General features: G+C 68.7%; 27 protein-coding genes. 15 read left to right on the top strand and 12 right to left on the bottom strand.

The annotated features are described in order from the left end of the window. Positions 1-112 precede the first annotated feature (112 nt). The 4 genes from P0Y41_RS03865 to P0Y41_RS03850 are packed head-to-tail and all read right to left on the bottom strand — an operon-like array spanning position 113 to position 2,291. A complete protein-coding gene (locus tag P0Y41_RS03865) occupies positions 113-712 on the bottom strand; it encodes a PH domain-containing protein (protein WP_284062658.1) in 600 nt (199 codons plus the stop codon). Continuing rightward, entirely contained in the window at positions 712-1,323 is a 612-nt protein-coding gene (locus P0Y41_RS03860; protein ID WP_284062657.1) for a PH domain-containing protein, read from the bottom strand. Before P0Y41_RS03860 ends, P0Y41_RS03865 begins: the two co-directional genes overlap by 1 nt. Positions 1,324-1,369: 46 nt before the next feature. Next, positions 1,370-1,804, bottom strand: coding sequence for a DoxX family membrane protein (locus P0Y41_RS03855; RefSeq protein WP_284062656.1), 435 nt, complete (start codon positions 1,802-1,804; stop codon positions 1,370-1,372). A 4-nt stretch (positions 1,805-1,808) separates the two neighbouring features. Continuing rightward, positions 1,809-2,291 carry a MaoC family dehydratase gene (locus P0Y41_RS03850; RefSeq protein WP_284062655.1) on the bottom strand — a complete coding sequence of 161 codons (483 nt, stop codon included), beginning with the start codon at positions 2,289-2,291 and terminating at the stop codon, positions 1,809-1,811. 127 nt (positions 2,292-2,418) lie between these two features. On the opposite strand from P0Y41_RS03850, the gene P0Y41_RS03845 reads away from it, so the two are divergent. Further along, a complete protein-coding gene (locus P0Y41_RS03845; protein WP_284062654.1) occupies positions 2,419-3,276 on the top strand; it encodes an HpcH/HpaI aldolase/citrate lyase family protein in 858 nt (285 codons plus the stop codon). Between the two features lie 36 nt (positions 3,277-3,312). Here the strand turns inward: P0Y41_RS03845 and gdhB are convergent, their stop codons facing one another. Next, positions 3,313-4,629 (bottom strand): glutamate dehydrogenase GdhB, encoded by a 1,317-nt coding sequence (gene gdhB, locus P0Y41_RS03840; RefSeq protein WP_284062653.1) that lies wholly within the window; start codon positions 4,627-4,629, stop codon positions 3,313-3,315. A gap of 216 nt (positions 4,630-4,845) precedes the next feature. Between gdhB and P0Y41_RS03835 the strand changes: the two genes are divergently transcribed. The 8 genes from P0Y41_RS03835 to P0Y41_RS03800 all read left to right on the top strand — a co-directional run bounded on the left by P0Y41_RS03835 (position 4,846) and on the right by P0Y41_RS03800 (position 13,201). Next, entirely contained in the window at positions 4,846-6,102 is a 1,257-nt protein-coding gene (locus tag P0Y41_RS03835) for a Glu/Leu/Phe/Val family dehydrogenase (protein ID WP_284062652.1), read from the top strand. A gap of 108 nt (positions 6,103-6,210) precedes the next feature. Beyond that, positions 6,211-7,932 carry a PAS domain-containing protein gene (locus P0Y41_RS03830; protein WP_284062651.1) on the top strand — a complete coding sequence of 574 codons (1,722 nt, stop codon included), beginning with the start codon at positions 6,211-6,213 and terminating at the stop codon, positions 7,930-7,932. A gap of 98 nt (positions 7,933-8,030) precedes the next feature. Next, positions 8,031-8,726 (top strand): bacteriorhodopsin, encoded by a 696-nt coding sequence (locus tag P0Y41_RS03825; protein WP_345783198.1) that lies wholly within the window; start codon positions 8,031-8,033, stop codon positions 8,724-8,726. 131 nt (positions 8,727-8,857) lie between these two features. Continuing rightward, positions 8,858-9,667: a lycopene cyclase domain-containing protein gene (locus tag P0Y41_RS03820; protein WP_284062649.1), complete on the top strand. Its 810-nt coding sequence runs from the start codon at positions 8,858-8,860 to the stop codon at positions 9,665-9,667. Positions 9,668-9,671: 4 nt separating this feature from the next. Continuing rightward, on the top strand, positions 9,672-10,781 hold the full coding sequence (locus P0Y41_RS03815; protein ID WP_284062648.1) for a Brp/Blh family beta-carotene 15,15'-dioxygenase: 1,110 nt from the start codon (positions 9,672-9,674) through the stop codon (positions 10,779-10,781). A 71-nt stretch (positions 10,782-10,852) separates the two neighbouring features. Further along, positions 10,853-11,389, top strand: a complete 537-nt coding sequence (locus P0Y41_RS03810) for an MOSC domain-containing protein (protein ID WP_284062647.1) — start codon at positions 10,853-10,855, stop codon at positions 11,387-11,389. Positions 11,390-11,479: 90 nt separating this feature from the next. Further along, on the top strand, positions 11,480-12,565 hold the full coding sequence (locus P0Y41_RS03805) for a DUF3179 domain-containing protein (protein WP_284062646.1): 1,086 nt from the start codon (positions 11,480-11,482) through the stop codon (positions 12,563-12,565). A 135-nt stretch (positions 12,566-12,700) separates the two neighbouring features. After that, entirely contained in the window at positions 12,701-13,201 is a 501-nt protein-coding gene (locus P0Y41_RS03800) for a hypothetical protein (RefSeq protein WP_284062645.1), read from the top strand. Positions 13,202-13,405: 204 nt separating this feature from the next. On the opposite strand, the gene P0Y41_RS03795 is transcribed toward P0Y41_RS03800, so the two are convergent. From P0Y41_RS03795 to P0Y41_RS03780, 4 genes are all read right to left on the bottom strand, one after another. Beyond that, positions 13,406-14,644 (bottom strand): mandelate racemase/muconate lactonizing enzyme family protein, encoded by a 1,239-nt coding sequence (locus P0Y41_RS03795; protein WP_284062644.1) that lies wholly within the window; start codon positions 14,642-14,644, stop codon positions 13,406-13,408. A gap of 91 nt (positions 14,645-14,735) precedes the next feature. Next, positions 14,736-14,960, bottom strand: coding sequence for a hypothetical protein (locus tag P0Y41_RS03790; RefSeq protein WP_284062643.1), 225 nt, complete (start codon positions 14,958-14,960; stop codon positions 14,736-14,738). A gap of 56 nt (positions 14,961-15,016) precedes the next feature. Beyond that, complete coding sequence (locus P0Y41_RS03785; RefSeq protein ID WP_284062642.1) at positions 15,017-15,526, bottom strand: hypothetical protein; 510 nt, start codon at positions 15,524-15,526, stop codon at positions 15,017-15,019. Positions 15,527-15,529: 3 nt separating this feature from the next. Next, on the bottom strand, positions 15,530-16,147 hold the full coding sequence (locus P0Y41_RS03780; RefSeq protein ID WP_284062641.1) for a DUF7344 domain-containing protein: 618 nt from the start codon (positions 16,145-16,147) through the stop codon (positions 15,530-15,532). A gap of 464 nt (positions 16,148-16,611) precedes the next feature. Here P0Y41_RS03780 and P0Y41_RS03775 point away from each other — a divergent pair, with 464 nt between their 5' ends. From P0Y41_RS03775 to P0Y41_RS03755, 5 genes are all read left to right on the top strand, one after another. After that, positions 16,612-17,157 (top strand): hypothetical protein, encoded by a 546-nt coding sequence (locus P0Y41_RS03775; RefSeq protein WP_284062640.1) that lies wholly within the window; start codon positions 16,612-16,614, stop codon positions 17,155-17,157. Between the two features lie 66 nt (positions 17,158-17,223). Beyond that, complete coding sequence (locus P0Y41_RS03770; protein ID WP_284062639.1) at positions 17,224-18,792, top strand: CARDB domain-containing protein; 1,569 nt, start codon at positions 17,224-17,226, stop codon at positions 18,790-18,792. A 103-nt stretch (positions 18,793-18,895) separates the two neighbouring features. Continuing rightward, on the top strand, positions 18,896-19,732 hold the full coding sequence (locus P0Y41_RS03765; RefSeq protein ID WP_284062638.1) for a hypothetical protein: 837 nt from the start codon (positions 18,896-18,898) through the stop codon (positions 19,730-19,732). 103 nt (positions 19,733-19,835) lie between these two features. Further along, the gene (locus P0Y41_RS03760) at positions 19,836-21,002 is read left to right on the top strand and encodes a signal peptidase I (RefSeq protein ID WP_284062637.1); all 1,167 of its coding nucleotides are present in this window, start codon (positions 19,836-19,838) and stop codon (positions 21,000-21,002) included. Positions 21,003-21,049: 47 nt separating this feature from the next. Beyond that, positions 21,050-22,372, top strand: coding sequence for a DUF5305 domain-containing protein (locus tag P0Y41_RS03755; RefSeq protein ID WP_284062636.1), 1,323 nt, complete (start codon positions 21,050-21,052; stop codon positions 22,370-22,372). Between the two features lie 64 nt (positions 22,373-22,436). Here P0Y41_RS03755 and P0Y41_RS03750 read toward each other — a convergent pair whose 3' ends face one another. Continuing rightward, positions 22,437-23,363, bottom strand: coding sequence for an NAD-dependent epimerase/dehydratase family protein (locus P0Y41_RS03750; RefSeq protein WP_284062635.1), 927 nt, complete (start codon positions 23,361-23,363; stop codon positions 22,437-22,439). Positions 23,364-23,592: 229 nt separating this feature from the next. Here P0Y41_RS03750 and P0Y41_RS03745 point away from each other — a divergent pair, with 229 nt between their 5' ends. Continuing rightward, positions 23,593-24,126, top strand: coding sequence for an HTH domain-containing protein (locus P0Y41_RS03745; RefSeq protein WP_284062634.1), 534 nt, complete (start codon positions 23,593-23,595; stop codon positions 24,124-24,126). A 224-nt stretch (positions 24,127-24,350) separates the two neighbouring features. Here the strand turns inward: P0Y41_RS03745 and P0Y41_RS03740 are convergent, their stop codons facing one another. Together P0Y41_RS03740 and P0Y41_RS03735 are read right to left on the bottom strand one after the other, a co-directional pair. Beyond that, a complete protein-coding gene (locus P0Y41_RS03740; protein WP_284062633.1) occupies positions 24,351-25,601 on the bottom strand; it encodes an NAD(P)/FAD-dependent oxidoreductase in 1,251 nt (416 codons plus the stop codon). A gap of 87 nt (positions 25,602-25,688) precedes the next feature. Further along, entirely contained in the window at positions 25,689-26,525 is an 837-nt protein-coding gene (locus P0Y41_RS03735) for a nucleoside phosphorylase (protein ID WP_284062632.1), read from the bottom strand. Positions 26,526-26,658 lie beyond the last annotated feature (133 nt).

Below are 26,658 nucleotides of genomic sequence, written 5' to 3'. Positions count from 1 at the left end.
GTGACCTAACCGACCGCCGGACGACGGTCAGCGGGTGCACGGTGCTCCGTCGTCCGAGGGATCGCACCGTCTGGTAGCCACACACGCCTGCCCGGACAGCACGCCTTCGGGACTAGCGCTCAACCGCGCTCCGGAGCAGTTGGACCTCCTCGCGCACCCGACGCCACGAGTTCGTCGAGCCGGGGATTGACTCGTCAGCGTCGCCGCCGGCGTGTTCGCCAACGAGCGCGCGGACTCCCTGCGGGTCGTCAACCCGGCGGAAGGAGACACCGCCGCCGGCGGTCTCGAGCGTCACCGTGCCGTAGCCGAACAGGGAGCCGGTCACGGACTGCTCGTACGCCGAGTTTTCGACCATCGAGAGCCGTGCGCGGACGACGCGCCGGCCGACGATCCCGGTCTTCACCGACGCCGCGCGGTCGGTGAGGACGTAGCGGGTGTTCGTCAGCGACAGCACCGCGATGCCGGGAACGGCGAGCCCGACCAAGATCGCGACCGCGGCGATCCCGAGCCCCAATCGACTCGTCGCCACCGGGCCGACGGCGATGGCCATCCCGGCGCCCGCGACGACCACCCCGACGAATACCGCGGGAACCGCCGCCGAGAGGCGCGGAGTCCCCGTCCAGAGCACCGACTCGTCGTCGGCCACCGGGACGGCATCGGGAGCGTCGTTGACTTTCCCGTCGGGCACATCGACAGCGGTAGCGTCCGTCATCACTCCCCGTCGCTGCCGGCGGTGTCGGCCGCCCGACCTGCGCCGTGATCGGCCGCTTCGTCGCCGTCGCGGTCGGCGTCGCGTTCGACTGCGGTGCGGATCGCCCGGAGCTCCGCGAGGATGTCGTCGAGCACGTCACTCTTTGACTCCCCGTCGCCGCCGCGGCGGTCGCGAGCGCGGATGCGCTCGTTGACGAGTTCCTGGATCCGCTTGGGCTCCTCGACGCTGTCGAAGCTGAGCTCGACGCCCGAGCCGCCGGCCGTGGAGATATCGACCGATCCGTAGCCGAACTGCGTGCCGAAGAAGTCCTGCGAATAGGAGGTGTCCTGCACCTTCTCGAAGCCGACGCGCTTCACGTCCCTGGAGACGACGCCGCGCTTCTTGTACAGCGCCTCGGTGGTGATGACGTACTCGGTGTTCTCGCGCGAGAGGTACGCCGAGACGACGATCGGGATACCGACGAGCACCAGCGAGAGGGGGACGCCGACGACGAGCGCGGGGACGAGGCTCATCGAGTGCGGCTTGCCCGTCCAGACGACCGCTTCCTCGGGGTCGAGCGAGAGCCAGTCGAACCCCTCAGGCAGGGTCGCGTCAGTGGAGGGTGACGACATGTCCGAGGGTGGCTCGCCGAGCATCATAAACACCGCCCCCGGCGACTCAGCTGTCGCCGCCGCCGACGCCGCGGGTGAACGACTCCCGGAAGACGGCCCACGCGAGTCCCGCAAGCCCGATATCCCGCGCCAACACGTCACCGAAGGCGCCGACCGTCCCCCACACGATCGCGAGGTAGACGCACGTCGCCGACAGCGACGCGGCCGCGACGAACGACGCGAACGCGGTATAGCGATCGAGGAGCAGCGCGACGCCGAAGGCGACTTCGAGGTAGCCGTTGAGCAGCATGAACCCCGTCGGCGAGACGACGAGCAGCGGCGCGAGCCAGTCGACGACGTACACGGTCCAGGCCGCCGGATCGAGCAGCTTGTGAACGCCCGCCGCGAGCACCATGCCGCCCAGCCCCCAGCGCGCAAGCGTCGCCGCCGGCGGGAGTCGAGCGGCCGCCCGCGCGGCCCGCCGGGTGGCGGAGTCGAACACGCGATCAGTCGCCCGCGTTCGCTCGTTTCAGCGACAGCACCGTCCGCTCGAACGTGCACACGAGCGTGTCGTCGTCGGGGGCGTCGCGGTCGTCCGCGAGTTTGTACGCGTCGACCCGCATCGTCACGATCCCGCGCTCGCCGTCGCTGGTCGCTCGTTTGTCGAGCACCGTCGACTCAGCGCGAACCGTGTCGCCGTGGAACACCGGATTCGGGTGCTCAACGTCGTCGTACGAGAGGTTCGCGACGATGGTGCCGTCGGTCGTGTCCGGGATTGAGAGCCCGGTGGCCAGAGCCATGGTGTAGATGCCGTTCACCAGTCGCTCGCCGAACTGCGTCTCGGCGGCGAAGTCGGCGTCGAGGTGGAGCGGCTGCTGGTTCATCGTCACGTCACAGAAAACTTGGTTGTCTCGTTCGGAGACGGTTCGACGCTTCTCGTGGGTGATCGTTTCGCCGACCTCGAACTCCTCGTAATACTTGCCGGCCATGAGCGGGGCGAGGGCCGGCGGGGTGAAAACCGTGCGGGGAACCGTCGCCGTCGCTGTGGCGGCCGGCGCCTTCCCGACCGGGGAGCGGTCGGCGGGATTGATACGCCGGTCCGCCGAACCCCGACCCATGCCACGACGCAGCGTCATGTTCTCGCCGGGCGACCGCCCGGAGCTGATGCGAAAGGCGCCCGCAACAGGCGCGGACACGATCGTCTTCGATTTGGAGGACGCGGTCGCGCCCGGCCGCAAAGCGGAGGCGCGGGCGGCCGTCCGCGACGCGCTCGCGGACCCCGAGTTCGATCCGGACGCCGAAGTCTGCGTCCGCGTCACCGGGACCGAGACGTACCGCGATCTCGAGGTCCTCGTCGACGAGGGGGACGCGGCCTTCGACGCGGTCATGCTCCCGAAGGCGGAGTCAGCGGACGCGGTCATCCACCTCGGCAACCAGCTCCGCGAGCACGACCGGCGGGTACCCGTGATCGCGCTGATCGAGACCGCTCGCGGCGTGCTCCGTGCCGAGGCGATCGCCGACGCGGGGCCGACCGACGCCGTCGCATTCGGCGCCGAGGACCTCTCGGCGGACCTGGGCGCGACCCGGACCGACGAGGGGACGGAAGTGCTGTACGCCCGCGAGAAGACGGTCACGGCCGCCGCGGCCGCCGGTGTCGACGCGATCGACACCGTCTACACCGATTTCGACGACGAGGCGGGGCTCGCCGAAGCGACCCGATTCGCGGCGAGGCTCGGCTACGACGGGAAGATGGCGATCCACCCGTCACAGGTACCCGTTATCAACGACGCGTTCACCCCCGCCGAAGAGGAAACCGCGTGGGCTCGGCGGGTGCTCGCCGCTCGCGACGAGGCGGCCGCCGAGGATCGGGGTGTCTTCGAGGTGGACGGCCAGATGATCGACGCGCCGTTGATCGCGCGGGCCGAGCGGGTCCGCGAGTACGCGCGGCTGGCGGAAGCGTGGGAGGACGACTGACGAACTGAGACCGGAGAACCGGGTGGAGCTACCGGCTCAGGGCCACAGGCCGCGGACGCTCTTCGCCTCCGCGATGCGGCCGAGCGCGACGACGTACGCCGCATCGCGCCACGTGATGTCCTTGGCTTCGACCTCTTCTCGCACCGCGTCCCAGGCCGAGAGCATCTCCGACTCCAACTCGGAGTGGACCTGTTCGAGCGTCCAGGTCCGGCGGTTGATGTCCTGGAGCCACTCGAAGTAGCTGACGGTGACGCCGCCGGCGTTCGCGAGGATATCCGGGATGACGTGGACGCCGCGCTCGGCGAGGATCTCGTCGGCCACGAACGTCGTCGGGCCGTTCGCCCCCTCGACGACGATGTCTGCGCCCACGTCGTTCGCGTTGTCGGCGGTGATGACGTTCCCGACGGCCGCCGGGATCAGCGCGTCGACGTCGAGTTCGAGGATGTCGCTCCCATCCTCGAGGAGGTCGACGCCGCCGACCTCGTCGGCGCGGTCGGTGACGGCGTTGGGCTGCTCGGCGAAGCTCGGGATCGCGCGGGTGTCGAGGCCCGTCGGGTCGTGGACTGCGCCCCCGGTGTCGGAGACGGCGACGACGTCCGCCCCCCAGTCGTCGAGCAGGCGCGCCGCGTTCGCGCCGACCGATCCGTACCCCTGCACGGCGACGGTGAGACCGTCGAGATCGTAGTCGTAGTAGTCGGCGGCCTCGCGCGTGATGATCGCCACCGAGCGGCCGGGCGCTTCCTCGCGTCCTTCCGAGCCGCCGACGACCGGGGGTTTCCCGGTGACGACGCCGGGGATCGTCTCGCCCTCCTGCATCGAGTACGCGTCCATGAACCACGCCATCGTCTGGGCGTCGGTTCCCATGTCGGGCGCGGGGATGTCCGTCTTCGGGCCGACGAACGTCCGCAGTTCCTCGGCGAACCGCCGAGTGAGCCGCTCCTTCTCGTCGGTCGACAGCTCCTTCGGATTCACGACGACGCCGCCTTTCCCGCCGCCGAAGGGAAGATCCATCACGGCGCACTTCCAGGTCATCCACATCGAGAGGCCGACGCACTCCTCCTCGCTCACGTCCGGATGGAAGCGCAACCCGCCCTTGTACGGCCCGCGCACGTCGTCGTGTTGGGCTCGATACCCGGTGAACACCTCGACGGAGCCGTCGTCGCGCTCCAGCGGCACCGCGACGCGGTGGACTTTCGTGGGGTGTTTGAGCCGCTCGATGACGCCGGGGTCAACGTCGAGGTGTGCGGCGGCGTGGTCTAGTTGTCGTCGGGCTGTCTCGAGCGCCGATTCGGGCTCGGTCTGTTCGTCGGTGGCGGCGCGCTTCTCGCCGGTTCCTGCAGTTCCGGTAGACATGATGGGGCTGTCAGCCGCCGCGTGGCGCGACGGCGTCGATGGCCGACGGTCGGTGAGAGGTGAATATAATATTGATGGTATAGTCCTTTCTAAGGGATATATATGCAATAATACACGGAACGGCAGTGAGGGTCGCTCGGCGGGAGATCGGCATGGGGACAGCAGTCTTGTTCGGCTGTCGGTAGACATAACCCCCGACCGGCGGAATCGGGGTGCATGACGAACGAGGCTAATCCCTTCGAGAGCCTTCAAGAGCAGATCGACGACGCGGCCGCACACCTCGACGTCGGCGACGACGTGCTCGACCGACTCAAGCACCCCGAGCGCGTGCTGGAGCTGAACCTCTCCGTGGAACAGGACGACGGCTCGTTGGAGCGATTTCGCGCGTTCCGATCGGAGTTCAACGGCGACCGCGGGCCCTACAAGGGAGGTATCCGGTACCACCCGGGCGTCACCCGCGACGAGGTGAAGGCGCTGTCGGGGTGGATGGTGTACAAGTGCGCCGTCGTAGACATCCCGTACGGCGGCGGGAAAGGCGGGATCGTCGTCGACCCCTCCGACTACTCCGCCGCCGAGATCGAACGCCTCACTCGCTCGTTCGCCGAGGAGCTACGACCGTTCATCGGCGAGGACACGGACATCCCGGCACCCGACGTGAACACGGGTCAGCGGGAGATGAACTGGATCAAAGACACCTACGAGACGCTGGAGAACACGACCGAGCCCGGCGTCGTCACGGGGAAGTCGCTGGAGTCCGGCGGCTCCGAGGGCCGCGTCGAGGCCACGGGCCGATCGGTGATGCTCACCGCACGCGAGGCGTTCGAGTACCTCGACAAGGATATGGACGGCGCCAGCGTGGCCGTGCAGGGGTACGGCAACGCCGGGCACATCGCGGCGTATCTCATCGAAGATCTGGGCGCGAACATCGTCGCCGTCTCCGACTCCTCGGGCGCCATCTACGCCGAGGACGGATTCGACGCCCGCGAGGTGAAGACGTACAAGAACGAGACCGGCTCCGTTTCCGGGTACTCGGGTGCAGACGAGGAGTTCTCCAACGAGGACCTGCTCACCCTTGACGTCGACCTGCTCGTTCCGGCGGCCCTAGAGAACGCCATCGACGGCGACCTCGCCCGCGACGTGCAGGCGGACGTGATCGTCGAGGCGGCGAACGGCCCGCTCACCCCGGATGCGGACGACGTGCTCACCGACGCCGACGTTCACGTGTTCCCCGATATCCTCGCGAACGCCGGCGGCGTCACCGTCAGCTACTTCGAATGGGTGCAGAACCGCCAGCGCTTCTACTGGACCGAGGAGAAAGTCAACGAGGAACTGGAGCGCCACGTCGTCAGCGCCTTCGAGGACCTCGTCGAGTGCTACGAGACGGTCGACGTGGCGAACCTCCGCACGGCGGCGTACGTCGTCGCGATCCAGCGGGTCGCCGACGCGTTCACCGACAGCGGGAACTGGCCGTAACCGCCTCGTCGCCGCTGATTGCCACACGCGCCCCACGCACCCCCCGCACTCGTCTTCGGCGACGTGGCTCGACCCGTTCGTTTTGGTGCTCCGGGTCCATATGTGGCTATGACATCTCACGGCGTCGGTGACGGCAGGTCGGGACTCGAGCCGCCGGAGCGGTCGCGATCGCCGCCGTCGACCTCCGCGACCTCGGCGAGCACTGCGGCCGTCGACGAGTCGCTCAAGACGCGGGCGATGGACGAGGCGCCCATCGGGATCACGATCGCGGACGCGACGCAACCGGGAATGCCGCTGGTGTACGCCAACGCGGCGTTCGAGCGGATAACCGGGTATCGACCCGAGTACGCAATCGGGCGAAACTGTCGGTTCCTCCAGGGGGAAGCGACGCGATCGGAACCCGTCGAGCGGATGCGGGCGGCGATCCGGAACGGAGCGGCGACGACCGTCGAGATCCGCAACTACCGCCGCGACGGCGAACTGTTCTGGAACGAGGTGACGATCGCGCCGCTGCGGGACGACGAGGGCCGGATCGTCAACTACGTTGGCTTCCAGCAGGACGTGACCCGACGGAAGCGCGCCGAGCGCGCGGCCGCCGAGCGCGCCGCCCGGATCGAGCGCGAACGCACGGCGCAGCGACGCCTTCTCGAACGCCTCGACGGGGTCGTCGTCGACGTGACCGAAGCGGTGACCAGCGCGTCTTCGCGGGGAGGGCTCGAACGCGAGGTGGTCGATCGCATCGACCGGACGTACGCCGGCGCCTGGTTCAGCCGGTACGACCCGCGGACCGAGGAGGTGGTCGTCAGCGTCGCCGCGGGGACGACCAACGGCGACGGGGATCGAGGGCGGATCCCGGTCGACGGAACCGCGGACGGCGACCCACTCGCGGCCGCCGCGGCGGCGGCCCTCGACGAGCGGTTCGTCCAGACGGAGTCGGTCGCCGACGCCGGCGACGGCACGACCGCGGTCGCGGCGATCCCCATCCACTACGGCGACGCGACGTACGGGGTCATCGGGGTGTACACCCGGACCGACAGCGGGTTCGCGAGCGACGAACACGCCGTGTTGACGGCGCTGGGGCGGACGGTCGCCACCGGGATCAACGCCATCGAGAGCCGACGAACCCTGCGGGGCGAGGAGGCGTTCGAACTGGGGTTCGGGCTCGCCGACCACCCGTTAGTGGACGTCGCGGATGTCGCGGGGTGCACGATGCGGTACCTCGGTGCCGTCAGCGACCGCGACAGCCCGTCGATGTTGTTCGAGACCGCGGCAGACGGGGCGGCTATCGACGTGGACGCCCTCCGATCGAACGGGCCCGACGGGGTCACGGTCCACTCGGTGTTATCGACGGAGTCGGAGGGCGCGGTCATCGAACTCTCGGTCGATGACCCTCGGCTGCAGGCGTTGATCACCGAGCACGGCGCCGAACTGGACGCCGCGACCGTCGACGGCGACACCGCGTACGTCAGCGTCGCTGTCGCACGCGAGGCGCTGGCGCAGTCGCTAGTGGCGGCCGTCACCGAGCGGTTCGACTCGGCCGAGTTGCTCGTCTACCGTCGCCGAGAGCGTCGCGGCCGGACTCGCCCGGAGTTCGTCGCCGCCGTGGAGCGCGACCTGACCGAGCGCCAGCGTGCGGCGCTCGTCCGCGCGTACACAGCCGGATACTTCGAGTGGTCCCGCGACGTCGACGGCGACGACCTCGCGGCGTCGATGGGCGTCTGCCGCTCGACGTTTCACCAGCACCTCCGGGCGGCACAGCGAAAACTCGTGGGTGCCTTCGTCGACCCCGACCGCGCCGATGCCCCGACGGCCCCCGGAGACCCCAACTAGTTGTGTAGTTCACTTACCCGTCTCACCCCCCTACATGTAATTGCATCATGCCACAACCTGGCAGCGAAGGCATCTGGCTGTGGATCGGCACGCTCGGAATGTTCCTGGGGATGTTGTACTTCATCGCCAGGGGCTGGAACGAGACGAACCGACGGCGACAGGAGTTCTATATCGTCACGATATTCATCACCGCCATCGCGTTCGTGAACTATCTCGCGATGGCGCTCGGGTTCGGGTTAACCATCATCGAACTCGGGGGCGAGGAGGTACCCATCTACTGGGCGCGATACACGGACTGGTTCTTCACCACACCGCTGTTGCTCCTCGACCTCGGGCTGCTGGCCGGGGCGAATCGCAACGAGCTGACCTCGCTCGTCGGACTGGACATGCTGATGATCGGCACCGGCGCGGTGGCGACGCTGACGGCCGGTCAGGGCGCGCTTGATGCCGGAGCTAGCCGACTGATCTGGTGGGGCGTCTCGACGGGCTTCCTGCTCGTCCTGCTGTACATGCTCTACGGCTCGCTCGACGAGAAAGCAAGCAAGCTCAGCGGAGAGGCCGCGTCGACGTTCAGCACGCTCCGGACGCTGATCGTCGTGGTCTGGCTCGTGTATCCCGTCTGGTGGATCGTCGGCACCGAGGGGCTCGGACTCGTCTCGCTGAACATCGAGACGGCCGGCTTCATGGTGCTTGACCTGGTAGCCAAGGTCGGCTTCGGGATCATCCTGCTGTCGAGCCGCGAGGTGCTCGACGCCGCGGGCGACGCCGCGGCCGAGCGAACCGCCGCGGAATGATTCCGACCGCGGCCGGCTGACCAGGCCCGGCCCCGGCGGCGCCGACATCGACCGGTCGCCCGCGGTCCTCGGGGTCCCCCGAGGGTTCGCGGCCGAACCGAACTCCGTCACGATCACACTCACCACACCCAATGACAACCGTCCTCACGTACCTGCAGTTCCACCTCGCGTTCCTCGTCCCGCTGGCGCTGTTCTTGATCGCCACCGGGTTCGTCAGCCGAACGCGGATCGAGCGCGGCGGGCTGGTCGGACGCGCCGTCGCTCGGCGGTACTGGGGCGGCGTCGCGATCGTGACCGGGGTCGCGCTTGTGTACACGATCCCCTGGGACAACTATCTCATCGCGAGGGGGGTGTGGTGGTACGGGCCGGACGCAACCCTCGCCACACTGGGGTACGCTCCGGTCGGCGAGTACCTGTTCATCCTCGTTCAGCCGTGGCTGACGGCGCTGTGGCTCGCCCATCTCACGCTGCCGTCGTCGTGGCCGACCGTCGACCGCCCGATCGCGACTCGGGCGGCCGGCCTGGTCCTCGCCGCCGCTATCGGCGTCGGCGGGTGGGTCGCGTTCGGAACCGACTCGACCCTGTATCTCGGCGCGATCGCCGCGTGGGCGGCGCCGGTGCTCGCGCTCCAGTGGGCCGTCGGCGCGCCCCAGTTGTGGGCGCGCAGGCGACTCGTCGCGCTCGGAACGCTCGTCCCGGCGCTGTACCTGTGTCTCGTCGACAGAATCGCCATCGAGTACGGCATCTGGGTCCTCTCCGAGCGGTACACCACGGGGGTCCACGTGGCCGGCCTGCCGGTCGAGGAAGCGGTGTTCTTCCTCGTCACGAATCTGTTCGTCGTCCAGGGACTCGTGCTGTTCCGATGGGTGCTCGACCGCCGGCGCGAGCCGGCGTCGTCGCGGACCGCGTCCGCGGTCGAGTCCGCGTTCGGAGGGTCCTGACGCGATGTCGGACACCGCCGGCGGCGAGGAGTCTGCCGGTGCACGGACGGCGGCCGCGACCGCCGGTTCCGCCCCGAAGCCGTCGGCCCGGCGAGTGATGTTCGTGGTCGGGTGTCGTCCCGGCTGGTTCGTGCTCGGCGCCCTCGCGGCGGTCGCCGCGACGGTCGGGGCGCTGGGCGTCGACCCGGCGCTGCCGGCCTGGGTCCGATACGCGCCGCTGGCGGCGAGCGCGCTCGTGGTTGGACTCCCCCACGGCGCGGTCGATCACCTCGCCCCGGCGCGAACGGCGGGACGAACGCCCACCCCGCGGTGGCTTCTCGCGGTCGGGATCGGGTACCTCGTGTTGGGCGGCGCCTACGCGGCGTTGTGGGCGCTGGCCCCCGTCGCGTCGGCGGCGCTATTCGTGGGGCTCACGTGGCTCCACTGGGGACAGGGCGACCTCTACGCGCTCGATTCGATCGGGAGTCGACACCTCGAGGGCGCGGGCGTCCGTCTGGGGACGGTACTGGTCCGGGGCGGCCTGCCGATGCTCGTCCCGCTGCTTCGGTTCCCCGACCGCTACCGACAGGTCGTCGACGCGTGGGTGGCGCTGTTCGGGCGCGAACTGGGATCGGCGTGGATCTTCACACCGGGCGCCAGAGGTGCGCTCGGCGCCGCGTTCGCCGTCGTGACGGTTGCGACCGTGCTCGCTGGCCGCCGCCGGGTGAGCGCGGGCGACGCGGGGTGGCGGCGCGACGCCGCGGAGACGCTGCTGCTGTGGGTGTACTTCCTCGTCGTTCCGCCCCTCGTCGCGGTCGGCGTCTACTTCTGCGCGTGGCACTCGCTGCGCCACGTCGCCCGACTGGTCGAGGTCGACCCGGCTGCGCGTCGCGCCGCCGCCGACGGCGACGAACTCGCCGCGCTCGCACGCGTCGGCCGCGACGCGCTGCCGTTGACGGCCGTCTCGATCGCGTTGCTCGCCGCCGTCGCCCTCGTCGCGGGCGTCGACACGGCGCCGGCGACGCTGGCGGCCCTGTACCTCGTGTTCATCGCCGTGTTGACGCTGCCCCACGTGGCGGTCGTCGCGTGGATGGACCGCGTACAGGGCGCGGGACTGGCCGGCCCGCCGTCGTGAGTGCCGCTCCACGGGCGCGACCGCACCCGGTCGGATTCAAGCCGCTCGGTCGCATAGAGACGACCGGACCGATGCCGACAGCACGCGTCGAGGCGTTGTACACCGCTCGCGAGGACTCGGCCCCGATGGTCGAGCACGACCGCGTCCGTCTCGTCGAGGGCGGTGTCGAGGGGGACCGCTACCTGACCGGCCGGGGGTACTACTCGCCGTTCGACGTGTGCGAGGTGACTGTCGTCGCCGTCGAGGCGCTGGAGGCGATCCGAGACGAGTTCGACATCGACCTCACCGACGGCCGCCACCGCCGCAACGTCGTCGTCCGCGGCGCCGACCTCGAAGCCCTCTTGGGGGCCACGTTTCGCCTCGGCGACGCCGACGCCGGCGCGGTCCTGCGGGGAACCCGGCCGCGACCGCCGTGTGCGCACGTCGAGGAGGTCGCCGACGAGGCCGGCGTCGCCAGCGCGCTTCGAGGTCGCCGCGGTGGGATCTGCGCGGACGTGGTTGCGCCCGGAGCGGTCGTCGTGGACGACGGGGTCGCGGTGCTGGAAGACGACGCCCGCTCGGAAGGGCAGAAGATCGCCGACCGCTTGCGGGGATCGACAGCGGAGTAGTCGGGATCGCCGCCGACGCGACACGCCTGCCGTGCGAGCGGTTCGCACGACCGGCGCACGGCTTTGTCCGGAGTCGACGTTATATCGCGTATGAGAGGTACCCGCACGCGTCGGTCGCTGCTCCGCGGCGTCGGTGTCGCGGCCCTCGCGGGGCTGGCGGGCTGTGCCGGCTCCGACGGGGTTCCGGGCGACGTCGACGGTCTAGCGGGCGGTTCCGTCGGGGGTCCGCCCGCGAGGGACGACGGTCTCCACCAGCCATGGGCCCACGAGACGATCCGCGAATCGACCGTCTCCGGCGGCCCCGGAACAGACGGCATCCCCTCGGTCGACGACCCGCAGTTCGCACCGGCAGGCGAGGGCTCGCTGGGCGACGGCGACATCGTGTTCGGGTACGCCGGCACGGAGGACGTGAAGGCGTACCCCCAGCACGTCCTCGTCTGGCACGAGGTCGCGAACGACGTGCTCGACGGGACGCCCGTCGCGGTCACGTACTGTCCGCTGACCGGCACGGCGATGGGCTTCCGGCGGGGCGACACCACCTTCGGCGTCTCGGGACGACTGGTGAACAACAACCTCGTGCTGTACGACAGGGCGACCGACTCCCGGTGGCCGCAGGTGCTCGCGACTGCCGTCGACGGGCCGCGGGAGGGCGACCAACTCGACGAGTTCCGGCTCGTCTGGACCACCTGGGGTCGCTGGCGCGACGCTCACCCCGACACCCTCGTGCTGACCGAGGACACCGGGTACGCCAAGCGATACGGCTCGGATCCCTACGGCAACTACAACCCTACCAGCGGCTACTACGGCGGCGGCGGGCCGCTGTTCGCCACGCTCGACGACGGGTGGACGGAGACGCGGGCCGACGCGAAGCGGGTCGTGATCGGCGTCCGGACCGCCGACCGCGCGCTGGCGTTCGACAAGTCGGCGCTGCGCGAGCGCGGGATGCTCGCGAGCGGGGATAGGTCGATCGTCGCCGTTCACGACCCCGCGTTGGACACCGGGTGGACCTACCGGACGGCCGGGGCCGACGTGACGCCCACCGACGCCGCGGGTCGCGTCCGCGTCGACGGGGCGGTGCACCCGGCGGCGGATCTCCCGCTGGAACCGGTGTACGGTTTCGACGCCATGTGGCACGCCATGGGCGGCTTCTACCCCGGGGTCGAGTATGTCGGGTGAGATCGCCGCCGACCGTTCGACACCGCTGGCGCTGCTGCCGCCGCGGCTGGTCGGACTCGTCGCGCGCTGGCGACGGCCCTCGGCGACCGCGTCGCCGCCGCGGTCGGCGTCGCGGCGACGGCGCTGTACACGCTCGTGTACCTCGTCGCCGTCGGCGACCTCGGACGGTCGCGATCGGCGGGCGCGGGCGCCGACGCGCCGGCGGTCGACGTGACGCTCGCCGCCGTCCCGCTCTCGCGAGCGCTCGCGGGCGAGGCGGTCGCGCTCGTGACGCTCGGGCCGGTCGAGGTGCTTCTCACGCCGGCGACGCTCTCTGCGGCGGGGGCTCTCGCCGGACTCGTGGGCGCGAACCTCGCACTGTCGACGCTGGCGTGGCGGCGACCCGCCGCCTGCGGCGTCTCGCCGGCCTCGGGGCTCGCGGCTGGACTGCCCGCGCTGCTGTCGGGGACCGCCTGCTGTGGGCCGCTGGTGTTCATCGTCCTCGGACTGCAGGCGACGAGCGCGGCGCTGACGGCGGTCGCGTGGCTCCGCCCGGTCGCCGCGGCCCTGCTCGTCGCGTCCCTGGTGTGGGCCGCCTGGCGGTTGGACGTTCGGCTGGACGACGCTACCGCTCGACGCGACGACGCACTCCCGTGACTTCCAGGTCACTCCCTCGACCGTCCCGACTACGGGGGTCGGCTATCGATCGCCCCGGTAGACGCCGGCCACGACGAACACCAGAAACGGGCTCGGTCGATCCGGGGACGCCGGACCGCCCGACACCGAACGCACCCGGGGCGTCAAACGAGGCGACGGATCGACAGACGACGCAGTACTCCGTTCGGTGAATCCGACTTCGGCTTACGCCCCGTCGAACAGCGTCTCGCCGTCGACCATGTGCTCCTCGACGGTGTCCATGTCGAGGGTGACGCCGATGCCGGGCTCCTCCGGGACGGTGATGTACCCGTCCTCGATCACGTCCTCCTCGACCAGGTCCTCCCACCAGCCGAGTTCGTAGGAGTGGTACTCGACGGCCAGCGAGTTCGGGATGGCAGCGCCGACGTGGGCGCTCGCCATCGTCGCGACCGGCGAGGAGACGTTGTGCATCGCGACCGGGACGTAGTACTGGTTCGCCACGTCGGCGATCTTGCGGGTCTCGCGCATCCCGCCGACCTTCGGCATGTCGGGCGCGATGATGTCGACCGCTTGGTTCTCGATGAGGCGGCGCTCCTCGGTCACGCGGTAGCGGTTCTCGCCGACGGTGATCGGCGTGACCGTGGACTTCGTGACCTCCTCTTGGACCTCGAGGTTCTCCGGCGGGACGGGGTCTTCGAGCCACCACACGTCGTACTCCTCGATGGCGTCCGCGAGGCGCTTCGCGCTGCCGCCCGAGAACGTCCAGTGGCAGTCGAACGCGACGTCCGCGCGGTCTTTCACGCGCTCGGTGACGGCCTCGACGATCTCGGCTTTGTGGCGGATCTCGCCCGGGCGCAGGTGGCGGTTCGCACGGTCCTTCTCGTGGCCCGACGGCACGTCGAGGTCGAATTTGAGGGCGTCGTAGCCAAGTTCCTCGACGACGCGCTCGGCCTCGTCGGCGCACGCCTCCGGATCCGCCTCCTCCTCGGTGTGGCAGTCGCAGTAGACGCGCATCTCGTCGCGGTACTTGCCGCCCAGCAGCTGGTAGGCGGGGATCTCGAGGATCTTGCCGGCCAGGTCGTGGAGCGCGATCTCGATGCCGGAGATGGCGGTGACGGTGACGCCCTCGACGGAGCCCTCGCCCGACATCTTCTGGATGAGGTGCTCGTACAGGCGGTCGATGTCCAGGGGGTTCTCCCCGACGATCATCGGCTTCATGCGCTCGATGAGTTCGGGGACGCCCGCGCCCCAGTACGCCTCGCCCGTGCCGACGATGCCGGCGTCGGTGTACACGCGCACGAGCGTCCACGGGAAGTTGCCGTCGACCATCGTGCACTGCACGTCCGTGATCTCCACGTCGCGGCCGCCGCCTCGCTTCGCCGTCGCGCCCATCGTCTCGCTCGACAGCTCCCGCATCGTGTACTCCGCGTTCGGGTCGTGGAGCGAGTCGTAGTTTCGGCTCATGTGTTCGGAGTTTACTCGCAATAGTGTAAAGCTTGGCAGTCCCCCGCGAGGTCGGTCGCGGCGGGTGGTCGGCGGGACCCCGTGAGGTGAGTCAGCGGCCGCCCGACGAGCGGACCAGTTCGACGGCGCGGTAGGAGCCGTACGAGAGGCCGACGAAGCCGACGACGAAGACGACGGCACCGACCGCGAGTCCGTACTCGCGCCACGCGACGTTGACGGCGACGAGCATGAAATACACCAGTCCGGCGAGCGCGGGAACGCCGAGGATCGCCGCGAGCAGCGATTTGGTGTCGTCGTACGGGCGGCGAGCGGGCATACCGTTCCTGAAGACGGCGACCAAAAAACGGCGTCGATAGTCGAGCGTCGGGGCGATCAACCGGAGGCGTTCGTGGCGGTTCCGGTCGCGGTGGTCGACGCGTTCGTCTTTCCGTTGGCGTTCCCCGTCGAGAACGGACAGTCCGTCTTCGAGGTGACCGTCCGCGTGACCGACGCGTCGAGGCCGTCGGCGGACACCTCGACGGTCACCGAGGAGACCGCAGACGCGAACACCGGGTTGAGGTGCTCACGCTCGCCCGGATCGACGGTCCCGAGCCGCTGGTCGGGGTTCCTTCGGACGGCGTCGTCGCTGGTGATCGACTCCACGGTCATCTCGTCGGTGTAGCGGTTCGTCACCCACACGCGCACGGGGCCCTTCCCATTCCCCGCATTAGCGGACTTCTCGCAGGCGACGACGCCGACGTACGCCTCGTCGTTCCCCACGACGTTCACGCTCACGGTGCGGTCGGCTTCGACGGCGCTGAACCCGGCGCTCCCGACGGTCGCGCCGCTCACGCCGGCGGCGATGACCACGAGCAGCACGACGCGGAGCGCGGTTCGTCCCATGAGTCACTCCAGTTCCGCTGGCGAACTGTCGCCGCCGAGTTTCATGTCTCTCGAGTAGTAGCGGTTCGCGGCCGCCGAGACGGAGAACGCGACGACGACGAACGCGAACCACCCGAGGTCGGGCACCATCGTGAACGGGAACGCGTTCACCCACACGGCCAGCAGCAGCGCCGCCGAGACGCCCGAGAGCCCGAGGTAGTACTCGCTCCAGGGGATCTCGTTGCCGCGGACGACGTCGAGGTAGATCTCCACGTCCTCCAGCGCGGGGGTGGCGTCGACGGTGCCGCGGTCCTTGTCGAACTCGACGAGCCCCACTTCGTCGAGTCGCGGGAGGTGCGACTGCTGGAGCGCGGTGTACACCCGTTTGCGCTCGGCGTAGTCCACCTCGGCCACGTCGATCTCGTTCTCCCACGCGGCCACGCGCTCGGAGAGCTCGCCCAGGTCGTGAGTCTCGTTTTCGGCCCCCGCGATCGCGTGCAGCGCGTGCCGCCGGCGCCGATTGGAGAGCACGTCGAAGATCTCGTCCTCCGTGACGTCGGGGGGGCTCGGTTCCCCGTCCTCGTCAGGTCCACCCGGTTCCGCGACCGAGTCGGCACCGCCTGACAGCTTCGTTCCCGACATGTTGCCTACATTTGTCTGACACCTATCAGCAGATAAGTGTAATCGTTATTTTCGTTTAGTGTCACCTGGTCGAAGATGTTTAAATACCACCAGTATCTCCAGTGAGGATTCGGTTTTATTTCACCTGATTTGACCTCGAATCACAAATCGGCGTCGCCATCAGACCGCACCTGATATCCAGATACTGGGGTTTTCAGGCGATATGTCGGGGATCCACGAGTCAGCAACAGTCGTACTGTTATCGAGCGCGCAACCCGTTTCAGGTCCGGGCTTCGGGTATCACAGCGCGAACCTTCGATCGCTCTGACGGCTCAATACAGTAATGTCCCCCCTGGTATGGGTGAGTGAGCACACCCCGGAAACGGTGTGCGTGAATACCAATGGAACGGCGAAAGTTCATCGCAGGTGTGGGATCGCTCGCGGCCGGTACGGCCGCTGCAATGGGTACGGGTGCGTTTAGTAGTGTGAGCGCAGAACGTGATGTTTCTGTCTCGGTTGTTGGTGATGGGGATGCGTACCTCCGGATGGTTCCGGCGGGTAGTCAGTACTCATCTCTCGCTAACAATGGTGAGCTCGAAGTAGGGTTTGACCAGCTGAATACTGATGCAACCAGTGAATTCCACGATGTCTTTGCGATTCAGAATCAAGGTGATCAAAATGCAGCGATCTTCCTTGATGACGGAAACGCATCAGCGGCTAACTCTGCTGAAGAGAGCCTCGAAGGAAATATTGAGACGGAACTTGAAGACGAAGGTATCGGCTTCGGTATCTACAATGATGCAGTAGCTAATGCAGGACAGCCTAACGGGGCAACTGCTCTCCCGTCCAACTACCGTGCAGGAAACCGGGATTTCACCACCAGTAATCCATACGTTCTTGAACCTGGTGATGTTTTCCGGCCGGACATGTACTTTGTGACGGACGGGGACGACGCTGGAACGAGTGTGAGTGGTGATCTTCGGGTACTCGGATTCACCGAGGAGTGGGTCGACGCTGGAAAAGGTCCCTGATCCCGGTTATAGAACGCTTTTAGATTATTCTTCCCCATTTCGGTTTCAGGCGGTTCGACTCCGCCGATGGGCTTCCAGAGAATCCGAATGAAACGCCTCGTCGCCGCCCTCGCCCTACTCACCCTCTCGGGAGCGCTCGTGTTCCCGTCAGCCGCGGCGCCGTTCGCCCTCTCACAGTCCGACGCCATCACCCAAGACGTCTCCCTTGCCCCCACAACGACGCCCAACGGCGACTACGCCTACCTCGACGAGAACGACGAACTCGTCGTCGACCTCACCGCCTCGAACCCGAACCTCGCGGGCGAAGCCGAGGGCGTCAACCCCGACGCCGTCACGACGCTCGCGAACGTCTTTCAGATCCACTACAACGGCTCGCGGTACGCGCACGTCTGGATCACCGACGAGTCCGACGCCGTGACGTTCACCGTCGACGGCGACCCCATCGACTCGGAGGCGAACAACGTCACGCTCGGGCCGAACCAGTCCGTCTCGGTCGGCGTCCTCGTCGACACCACCGGCGACGGCGGCGACGGCCTGATCGACGACGTGCAGGTGCACGCGGCGGTCGCCGAACCCGAGGGCGTGGACGGCGCGAGCACCGACGGGGGTGGATCCGTGGCGAGCACTGACGCCGGCGGCGACGCGAGCGAGGACGACGCCGACACCGCGTCGAGCGACGGCGGGACGGCCGTCCAGGTGTTCGCGCCGAGTCCGACCGAGCGCTCGGTCACGGTCGTCAACGCACCGACGGAGGGTCGAACGACGGTCGACCTGAACGCGATGCCCCTCGACGGTGAGTCCGCTGCCGACGGGGGACAGGCGAACCTCACGCTCGACTCGATTGCCGTGACCGCCTCGAACGGGAGCACCATCTCGCTTGAGTTGGCCACCGCCGAGCTAGGCAGCGAGGATGCCGTCGGCGTCTCGTCGCTCGGTGCGGTCGAAGTGACCGAGGCGGAGTCGGGGTCGGTCTCGGCGGCGACGGTCCGATTCAGCGTCTCGCGGGCGTACCTCGCGGACCGCGGCGTCGCGCCCGAGGAACTGACCGTGACCCGCACGAGCACCGGCGAGGCCTCGACACTGCCGGTCCGGATCGTCGACGCGGCCGGCGAGCGCGTCATCTTCGAGGCGGACACGCCGGGCTTCTCGACGTTCACCGTCGCGGCGCTGCGCCCGTCGATCGGCGTCTCCGAGGCGTCGCTGTCGACCGAGTCGATCGAAGCGAACGAGTCGGCGACCGTGACCGCCCGCGTCGGCAACGACGGCCGGGCCCCGGGCGAGAAGACGATCACGCTCACGCTCGACGGCGAGGCGGTCGCCGAGCGGACGGTCGAACTCGACGCCGGTGAGTCGACGACCGTGACGTTCGACGTGACGCCCGGGACGGCCGGCGAGTACGCGGTCGTCGTCGACGGCACGGCCGCCGGGATCTTGACCGTCGGCGGGACCGAGAGCGCGTCGGGCGCTGTCGGGACCGCGGCCGACTCCGGCGGAGAGACGGCGGCCGCGGTCACGGCCACGGCGGCTCCCGTCGAGGAACCGGCCGGGCTCGGGCTCGTCGAAGTCGGCGGCCTCGCGTTCGTCGCCGCGACCGTCGTGGCGCTGCTCGTGCTCGCGCGGCGCGTTCCTCGGTAACTGCGCGGCGGGTTCGCGGACCGAACCGTTATGCCATTCGGCGTGACACGTCGAACGAACGCCCTCCGATGACCGCTCCCCTGCGCCCGCACTCGGATCTCAGATGAACGACGCACCCGACTCCTTCCGAGCGACGCTCCGGAAGCGGGTACGCCTCGCCGACTGCCTCGGGCTCGCGGCGGTCCCGGCCGTGCTCGTGGCCGTGTTTCTCCTGCCTGCGGAGACCAAGCTGGAATACGTCTTCACCTACGAGCGGCCGACGCTCCTCACCGCGTACGCCGCTCACTTCGTCCACCGCTCGCTCTCGCATCTCCTCTCGAACGTGTTCGGGTACGCGTTACTCGCGGGGACGGGCTACGTGCTCGCCGTACTGGCCGACGCGCGCCGGCTGTTTTTCGTCGCGACGGCGACGTACCTGCTCGCGTTCCCGCCGGCGTTGTCGGCGCTGAACCTCGCCGTCCCGCGCGACGCCGTCGGCTACGGCTTCTCCGGCGTGACGATGGCGTTCGTCGGATTGCTCGTGATACTGCTGGCCGCGTACGCCGAGCGGCGAATACACCCCGAGGTGAGCGTCGATCACGCGCCCGTCGGCTTTCTCGCACTCCTCGCGCTCGTGTCGGTGCTCCTCCCGACGCACTCGGCTGTGGCGACGGCACTGGCGGGGACGGCCGCTCTCGGTGCGCTCGGATACGCGGCGATGGTCGCCGTCGATGTCCGCGGCACCGCGTTTCACTCGACCGCCCGCGGTTCGGGCTGGCTCGAGTTGTTCGCGTTCGGAGCGGTGCTGGTTCTCGGCTACCCGTTCGTCGGGTTTCCGGCCGAACTGGGGACGGGCGTCGCCGTAGTCAACGTGTACGTCCACTTCCTCGGGCTTTCGCTGGCGTTCCTCGTCGCCTTCGTGGCAGTGCTCGTCGACGCCGTCCCCGTGGCCGACGAGTGAACCGGCCGCTCACCGTCACACGGCCGTTCGGCGCGGGCAGTCGTTCGGACCGCGAGCGACCCGAGCCTTCTTACTTAGCGACACGAACACGTCACCGACGCGAATGGACGTCCGTCGACTCCTCACGATCGCTTCCGAACTCCTACTGATCGCCTTCGTCGTCTCGCTGGTCGCGGGGCAGGTGCTCGGACAGCCGATCCTCCTCAGTTACGTCGAGACGGGGAGCATGGAGCCGACGATGGAGCCCGGCGACGGCTTTATCGCCGTTCCGTCGGCGATAGCCGGGGAACCCGAACGAGGAGACGTGGTCACCTTTGAGGCCGAAGAACTGAACGGCGGCGGCCTCACCACACACCGGATCGTCGAGGAGACCGACCGCGGTTACGTCACCCGCGGTGACGCCAACCCCTTCACCGACCAAGACGGCGACGAACCGCCGGTGAAGGACGCGCAGATCGTCGCGCACGCCCTGCAAATCGGCGGCGCCGTGGTCGTGATCCCCGAACTCGGGACGGCGATTATGGGGATCCAGAGCCTCCTCTCCGGTGCCCAACGGTGGGTCGCCGCGACCGTCGGCAGCCGATCCCTGCTGGGCACGCAGGGGATCGCCTACATCGTCTTGGCCCTCTCGGCGCTGGGGTACGTCGTCGATCTGCTGCGCGGCGGCGACTCTGGCGGTCCCGACCGAACGAGGTCGACCGACCGCGACCAGGGCGTCTCGACGCGGCTTATCCTCGTCGCGCTCGCGGGGATGGTCGTCGTTTCCGCGACCGCCGCGATGGTCGTCCCCGCCGGCACCCAACAGTTCGGGATCGTCAGCGCCGAGTTCGACTCCGAGAACCCGACCGTCATCCGGCAGGGCGAGTCCGCCACGATCGAATACCGCGTCCCCAACGCCGGGCTCGTCCCGGTCCACAGCTACGTCCGCCCGGCCAGCGACGGCGTCGCGACCTCGCCCGAGCACGTGTTCGTCGAGGGACGCGGTGAGGCGCGGGTATCGATCACCCTCACGGCGCCAGCGGAGACCGGCTACTACCGACGGTACGTCGCCGAGCACCGGTACCTCGCGGTGCTCCCCGAGCCGGTGATCCGCGACCTCTCGCTCGTGCACCCGTGGCTCCCGATCGTCGCGATCGACGGACTGCTCGGCGGGACGCTGTACGGGCTCGGGCTCCTCCTCATCGACGGCGGCCGAACGCGGATCCGCTCGCGCGACTCCCGCCACGATCGGTCGGTCACCGCCAGGGTCTGGCGATCGTTGACCCGATAACAGATCCACCAACAGACATATGACTGATCCATCCACACCAGGGAGTAATGGACGAGGCCACGCGACTCCGCGTTCGGTCGGCGCTGTCGTCGTGGCTCACGGTGTTACTCGTCGTCTCGTTCGCGATCGGAACCGCCGGCGTCTGGGCGACGTACACCGCCCACGTCGACTCCGGGACGGAGACCGTTGAGCGACAGACCACGGCGTGGACCGCAACCGGGTCGTTCGACCACTCGGCGACGGTGACACGCGACAACCCACTGTACCCGGTCGGGACGACGCTGACGAACCGGTCGACGTTCTTCCGCACGGTCACGCCCGTCCTCGACGGGAGGTTCACGGTCGCCACCCCCGGAATCGACGGGAACGCGTCGATCGCGCTCTCGACGGCGCTGTTGGTCGAGTCGACTGACGAGGAAACTACCTACTGGAGCGACAGCCGGCCGTTGAACGCGGTAACGGCCACGTCGGCCGACGAACCCGCCTCGGTCGCGTTCTCGGTCAACACCTCCGAGGTCGCCGACCGGATCGCGGCGATCGAAGAGGAGGTCGGAACCGCCCCGGGCGAAACGACCGTCGCGGTGGTCGTCGACGTGGAGATCCAGCGGTCGACCACCGGCGGGGCGACCAGCCGGCTCTCGTTCTCCAGCCGACTCCCCATCGCGTTGAACGGAGATACGTACACTGTCTCCGGCCCCGGACGCATCGAGGAACCGGTTCAGCGGACCGTCTCCGAGCGTGTCGAACGCGAGTACGGCCCGATTCGATCGATCGGCGGGCCGGCCGCACTCGTCGTCGGACTCGTCGGGATCGGAGCGCTGGGGTACGTCGCGGGGCGAGAGCGACCGGCGCTGACGGACACCGAGCGTGCGCGCCTCGAGTATCTGAACGACCGATCCGAGTTCGACCAGTGGATCGTCTCCGTCCGTCTCCCGCCGGACGCGAGAGACCGCCCCACCGCCGAGGCCGGCTCGCTCGCGGATCTGGTGAACCTCGCGATTGACACGGACAACGCCGTGCTTGAAGAGCCAGACGGCGACGCGTTTCACGTCGTCTCGGACGAGTACCGGTACACGTATCGAGCCCCCCCGCCCGCGACCGACGGGCCGGGTCTCGGATCGACGGATCCGGGTATCGTCTCCTCGGTCTTGTCGGGAGCGCTCGACAGCCGTGGCGAGGCCTCCGACGACGGAGCCCCGTCCGCCGGTGACGACGCAATCGTCGACGGACACGAGAGTGACGGAGACGAGGGACGAGACGACCCCGAGACGCGACACGAACCGGACCCGGAGCCCTCTGCAGACCCCGTGCCTACAGAGACGGACGGCGATAGCGAAGAAGGCGGCTCCGACGGGGACGAGAGCGACTGACTACGAGAGCGACTGACTACGCGACCGGCTGGCTACGCGTCCGGCCGACTACGCGACCGACAGATTACGCCGAGGTTCGGTACGGCGCACACACGCGGCGAACGCCCTCCTCGAAGTCGACCTCGGGCTCCCAGCCGGTCGCCTCGCGGATCCTCGTGATGTCGGCGCAGGTGTCGTGGACGTAGTTCTCCAACGGGATCGGCTCGTACTCCGGTTCGACGGCCGTGCCGAGCGCGTCGTTGATGAGTTCGACCATCTCGTTGAACGAGTACGGATCGCCGGTGCCGAGGTTGTACACGCCTGCCAGTTCGTGGTCGGCGATCAACTCCAGACCGCGGACGATGTCGTCGACGTGCGTGAAGTCGCGCGTCTGGGTTCCGTCACCCCACAGCACCGGCGACTCCCCGTTGGCGATGTCGTCGGCGAACTGCGAGACGGTGTTGGCGTAGTCGCCCTTGTGGCCCTCGGCGCCGCCGTAGCCCTGATACACCGAAAAGAAGCGCGCGCCGGCGCACGTCAGCTCGTCGTAGAAGTCGTTGTAGTACTCCGCGTAGCGCTCGCGCCCGAGCATCGACGCGTCGTACCCCGTCGACGCCTCCAGGTCCATGTCCTCGGGGCTCGGTTCCGTCCGGCTCCCGTACGCGGAGGACGTCGACGCGTACACGACGGTGTCGCAGCCGTCGTCGCGAGCCTGCTCGACGACGTTGACGAATCCCTCGATGTTGACGCGGGCGCCCTGCCGGGGGTTCTCCTCGAGCATCTGGCGCGAGGACAGCGCCGCGAGGTGGAAGACAACGTCCACGTCGGTCGGGAGCCCCTCGTCGAGCACGTCGGCCTCGACGAACTCCACGGCCGCCGAGAGGTTCTCCGGCGTCCCGAGGTAGCCGTTGTCGAGCGCGATCACGTCGTTGCCGGCGGCCGCCAGCGCGTTCGCGAGGTTCGAACCGATGAACCCGGCGCCGCCGGTGACCAGCACGCGTGCGTCGTTCATGTCCGAACTGGATTCGCCCGCGCAAAAAGCGGTGTCGGTTGGCTGATGTGCCGGTCGAGGGCAGGGCTCGAAGCGGCGATCGGAGTCCCGTTTCGGAGCGCGACCGAAGCGGAGCTGTACGGCGATCACGTGAAGCTCCGCCGGGTCGAACCCCCCGCCGTGTGGGGATCGCTCTCGCGGGTGTACTGGGTCCGTGGTTTTATGCGGGTTCCAAGACGACTATATACAAATGTCGTCCATCGAGCTCACCGACAGTCAGCGGAAGATCCTCAACGAACTGGTCAACCTCTACCGTGAGGAGGAAGACGCCGTCAAGGGAGAGACGATCGCGGACGCCGTCGGCCGCAACGCCGGCACGATCCGCAACCAGATGCAGAGCCTGAAGGCCCTCCAGTTGGTGGAGGGGGTACCCGGGCCGAAGGGTGGCTACAAGCCGACGGCAAACGCGTTCGAGGCGCTGGACCTCCAGAACCTGGACGAGCCCGCGTCGACGCCGCTGTTCCACGAGGGGGAACGGCTCGACAACGTGAACGTCCAAGAGATCAACCTCACGTCGGTCCACCACCCGGAGCTGTGCCGCGCGGAGATCCACGTCCAGGGGTCGGTGCGCGACTTCCACGAGGGCGACTCCGTCAGCGTCGGGCCGACGCCGCTGTCGAAACTAGTGATCGACGGCACGGTCGACGGGAAAGACGACACCGCCTCCGTCCTCATTCTCAAGATCGACGGGATGGAGGCGCCCTCGGAGCCGCCCGAGCACTGATCGCGAACCGGGAAACAGCACCCGGCTCCGGTGGGTACACACGACTCCGGGAGCGCGAACGGTTACCGTTCGTGGCCGACGCGCTTTGCGGTCACACCCGGCGTCGGCACCTCGACGGCCGCGAGGAGTGACCGAGCCCCGCGGCGACGAACGCACGGCTGGCGGACGAGGCGGAGCGTGAGAACGGACGGCGCCGTGCGTCCGCGGAGACTATTCGTGGCGGTTCACATGTCGTTCCAGGCGTTGAGCGCGCGCCCGTACCCGGAGACGTCCGCGATCCAGCGGCTCGCGACGGCCTTCTTCAGCGCCTTGGCGGCCGGGCCGCCGAAGGTGTTCACGGGGATCGTGAATCCGGGCGCCTTCACGTCGTGGGCGACCGCCTCCTCGCCGATCGAGATGAGCGTCCCCTTGTCCTCGTGGCGCCACGACTTCAGGGGAGCGCCACGGACGGCGCGGGCGAGGTTCTCGCCGGCGACTTCTGCGGCCTGCCAGGCGGCCTGGGCGGTCGGCGGAGCGAGGTCGTCGTCGCCCTGGTCGACCAGCGCGGTGTCGCCGATGGCGAACACCCGGTCGTCGCTCGTCTCGAACGTGGACTCGGCGTACACGCGGTTGGATCGCTCGTCGGCGTCGAGGTGGAACTCCTCGACCTCGGGCTGGCCCGTGATGCCGCCGGTCCACAGCAGCACGTCGTAGTCCATCACGAGGTCGTTCGAGAAGTCGATCTCGTCGGTCTCGGGCGCGTCACCCTCGCCGTCCTCGCCGTAGTACTCCGACTCTGCGCCGCCCAGGTAAACCGCGTTCTCGTCGACCTTCGAGATGAACTCGCCGGTGGAGACGGCGATGTCCTTCTGGTTCAGGCGCTTCTGGATCGCGCCTTGCACCTCGGGGTCGTTGTTCGGGAACACGGAGTCGAGCCCCTCGACGATCTCGATGTCGATCGGCGCCTTGTGGTCGTCGCGGTACTCCGCGATCTCGCCGGCCGACTGGATCCCTGAGAGACCGGCGCCGCCGACGAGCACCTTCGCGGGGTCGGTGGTGGTCGCCTCCTGCCCGGCGGTCTTGACCGCCTGGTGGATCTCGCGGGCGTCGTCGAGCGTCTTGAGCGTGAGCGCGTGCTCGCGCAGCCCGTCGATGCCGAAGAACGCCGTCGCCGACCCGACGGCGACGAGGGCGTAGTCGTAGTCGATCTCGTCGCCGTCGCGGGTGTGGATCACGCGCTCGTCGGTGTCGATCTCGGTGACGCGACCCCGGACGAAGTCCGTGTCGTCGTCTTTGATCTCTTCGACCGGGATGGCGACCTTGGACTCGACCTCGGGCTTGCGGATGACCCGGTGGGACTCGTGGAGCACGAGGTGGTAATCGGTGTCCGACACCCACGTCAGTTCGGCCTCACCCGGTTCGATCGCGTCTTCGAACGCTTTCACCGTCCCGGCACCGGCGTACCCGGCCCCGACGACGACGACCTGTTGGCTCATGGACGCGTGTTCCCGGGCGGAGGATAAATGCGTGTTGAAACCGCCGGCAACGGGCGATTCTGGCGGCCGAGTCGGGCGAGTGCTCGATTACTCCAGCGACAGGCCGGCGTGCCAGCGGTCGACGCCCGCCTCGCGCTTCACCTCGTCCATCCGCGCCAAAAGCGCCGCCGCGAGGCTGGCGCACTCAGCCGCGCGCGACTCGCCTTCCGTGCGGAACTCGCCGGTGACGCGGTTGGCGTACACCGTGCAGACCGCGCCGGCGCGGAGGCCGTACACGTTCGCGATGGTCGCGATCGCCGCGGCCTCCATCTCGATGTTCTTCACGTTCGCCTCGCGCAGTTCCTCGACGAGCGCGTCGCTGCCGGCGGCCTCGAAGCCCTCGAACCCGGGGCGACCCTGCCCGGCGTAAAAGGAGTCGGCCGACATGGTGATCCCGACGTGATAGTCGTACCCCAGGCGCTCGGCGGCGGCCACGAGCGCGGAGACGACCTCGTGGTCGGTGGCCGCGGGGTAGTCCTCCCGGACGTACTCCTTGCTCGTCCCTTCCTGGCGGACGGCCCCGGACGTGATCACCAGATCGCCAACCTCCATCCCCTCCTGGATGGCGCCACAGGAGCCGACGCGGATGAAGGTGTCCGCGCCGACGCGCGCGAGTTCCTCCACGGCGATCGCCGCCGAGGGGGAGCCGATCCCGGTCGACGTGACCGACAGCGGCTCGCCGTCGTACTCGCCGGTCGCGGTGCGGTACTCGCGGTGTTGGCCCACCTCCTCGTGGTCGTCCCACAGCGCGGTCACCTTGTCGACGCGCTCGGGGTTGCCCGGGAGGAGGACGGTGTCGGCCACGTCGTCGGAGCCGACCTCGATGTGATACTGGACCTCTGCGTTCGGGTCTTCGCTGTCGTCGCTGGGGTCGCGGTCGCTCATGTCCCCGCACTTCTTCGAGGCGCCTTGTAAGTCCGCTCGTTTCCCGGGTGGATTCCCGCACCTTCGGGGCGTTCTCACGCCGGTGCGATCGCCGGCGACGACCGCCGGCTGCTCGACGGCGTCTGATCTGACG

The organism is Halobaculum halobium, from assembly GCF_030127145.1.
Classification (GTDB): domain Archaea; phylum Halobacteriota; class Halobacteria; order Halobacteriales; family Haloferacaceae; genus Halobaculum; species Halobaculum halobium.
The sequence above is the reverse complement of the archived record's forward strand: the minus strand, read 5'-3'. Positions and strand labels throughout refer to the sequence as shown.

What these genes read in the sequence shown, in the direction of transcription:
- P0Y41_RS03745 (WP_284062634.1), top strand. Translation starts at nt 23,593, where the DNA reads ATGTCGTCCATCGAGCTCACCGACAGTCAGCGGAAGATCCTCAACGAA.
- P0Y41_RS03740 (WP_284062633.1), bottom strand. Translation starts at nt 25,601, where the DNA reads ATGAGCCAACAGGTCGTCGTCGTCGGGGCCGGGTACGCCGGTGCCGGG.
- P0Y41_RS03785 (WP_284062642.1), bottom strand. Translation starts at nt 15,526, where the DNA reads ATGGGACGAACCGCGCTCCGCGTCGTGCTGCTCGTGGTCATCGCCGCC.
- P0Y41_RS03805 (WP_284062646.1), top strand. Translation starts at nt 11,480, where the DNA reads ATGAGAGGTACCCGCACGCGTCGGTCGCTGCTCCGCGGCGTCGGTGTC.
- P0Y41_RS03830 (WP_284062651.1), top strand. Translation starts at nt 6,211, where the DNA reads ATGACATCTCACGGCGTCGGTGACGGCAGGTCGGGACTCGAGCCGCCG.
- P0Y41_RS03820 (WP_284062649.1), top strand. Translation starts at nt 8,858, where the DNA reads ATGACAACCGTCCTCACGTACCTGCAGTTCCACCTCGCGTTCCTCGTC.
- P0Y41_RS03735 (WP_284062632.1), bottom strand. Translation starts at nt 26,525, where the DNA reads ATGAGCGACCGCGACCCCAGCGACGACAGCGAAGACCCGAACGCAGAG.
- P0Y41_RS03815 (WP_284062648.1), top strand. Translation starts at nt 9,672, where the DNA reads ATGTCGGACACCGCCGGCGGCGAGGAGTCTGCCGGTGCACGGACGGCG.
- P0Y41_RS03845 (WP_284062654.1), top strand. Translation starts at nt 2,419, where the DNA reads ATGCCACGACGCAGCGTCATGTTCTCGCCGGGCGACCGCCCGGAGCTG.
- P0Y41_RS03750 (WP_284062635.1), bottom strand. Translation starts at nt 23,363, where the DNA reads ATGAACGACGCACGCGTGCTGGTCACCGGCGGCGCCGGGTTCATCGGT.
- P0Y41_RS03825 (WP_345783198.1), top strand. Translation starts at nt 8,031, where the DNA reads ATGTTCCTGGGGATGTTGTACTTCATCGCCAGGGGCTGGAACGAGACG.
- P0Y41_RS03795 (WP_284062644.1), bottom strand. Translation starts at nt 14,644, where the DNA reads ATGAGCCGAAACTACGACTCGCTCCACGACCCGAACGCGGAGTACACG.
- P0Y41_RS03780 (WP_284062641.1), bottom strand. Translation starts at nt 16,147, where the DNA reads ATGTCGGGAACGAAGCTGTCAGGCGGTGCCGACTCGGTCGCGGAACCG.
- P0Y41_RS03770 (WP_284062639.1), top strand. Translation starts at nt 17,224, where the DNA reads ATGGGCTTCCAGAGAATCCGAATGAAACGCCTCGTCGCCGCCCTCGCC.
- P0Y41_RS03790 (WP_284062643.1), bottom strand. Translation starts at nt 14,960, where the DNA reads ATGCCCGCTCGCCGCCCGTACGACGACACCAAATCGCTGCTCGCGGCG.
- P0Y41_RS03760 (WP_284062637.1), top strand. Translation starts at nt 19,836, where the DNA reads ATGGACGTCCGTCGACTCCTCACGATCGCTTCCGAACTCCTACTGATC.
- P0Y41_RS03835 (WP_284062652.1), top strand. Translation starts at nt 4,846, where the DNA reads ATGACGAACGAGGCTAATCCCTTCGAGAGCCTTCAAGAGCAGATCGAC.
- P0Y41_RS03755 (WP_284062636.1), top strand. Translation starts at nt 21,050, where the DNA reads ATGGACGAGGCCACGCGACTCCGCGTTCGGTCGGCGCTGTCGTCGTGG.
- P0Y41_RS03865 (WP_284062658.1), bottom strand. Translation starts at nt 712, where the DNA reads ATGACGGACGCTACCGCTGTCGATGTGCCCGACGGGAAAGTCAACGAC.
- P0Y41_RS03860 (WP_284062657.1), bottom strand. Translation starts at nt 1,323, where the DNA reads ATGTCGTCACCCTCCACTGACGCGACCCTGCCTGAGGGGTTCGACTGG.
- P0Y41_RS03810 (WP_284062647.1), top strand. Translation starts at nt 10,853, where the DNA reads ATGCCGACAGCACGCGTCGAGGCGTTGTACACCGCTCGCGAGGACTCG.
- gdhB (WP_284062653.1), bottom strand. Translation starts at nt 4,629, where the DNA reads ATGTCTACCGGAACTGCAGGAACCGGCGAGAAGCGCGCCGCCACCGAC.
- P0Y41_RS03850 (WP_284062655.1), bottom strand. Translation starts at nt 2,291, where the DNA reads ATGGCCGGCAAGTATTACGAGGAGTTCGAGGTCGGCGAAACGATCACC.
- P0Y41_RS03765 (WP_284062638.1), top strand. Translation starts at nt 18,896, where the DNA reads ATGAACGACGCACCCGACTCCTTCCGAGCGACGCTCCGGAAGCGGGTA.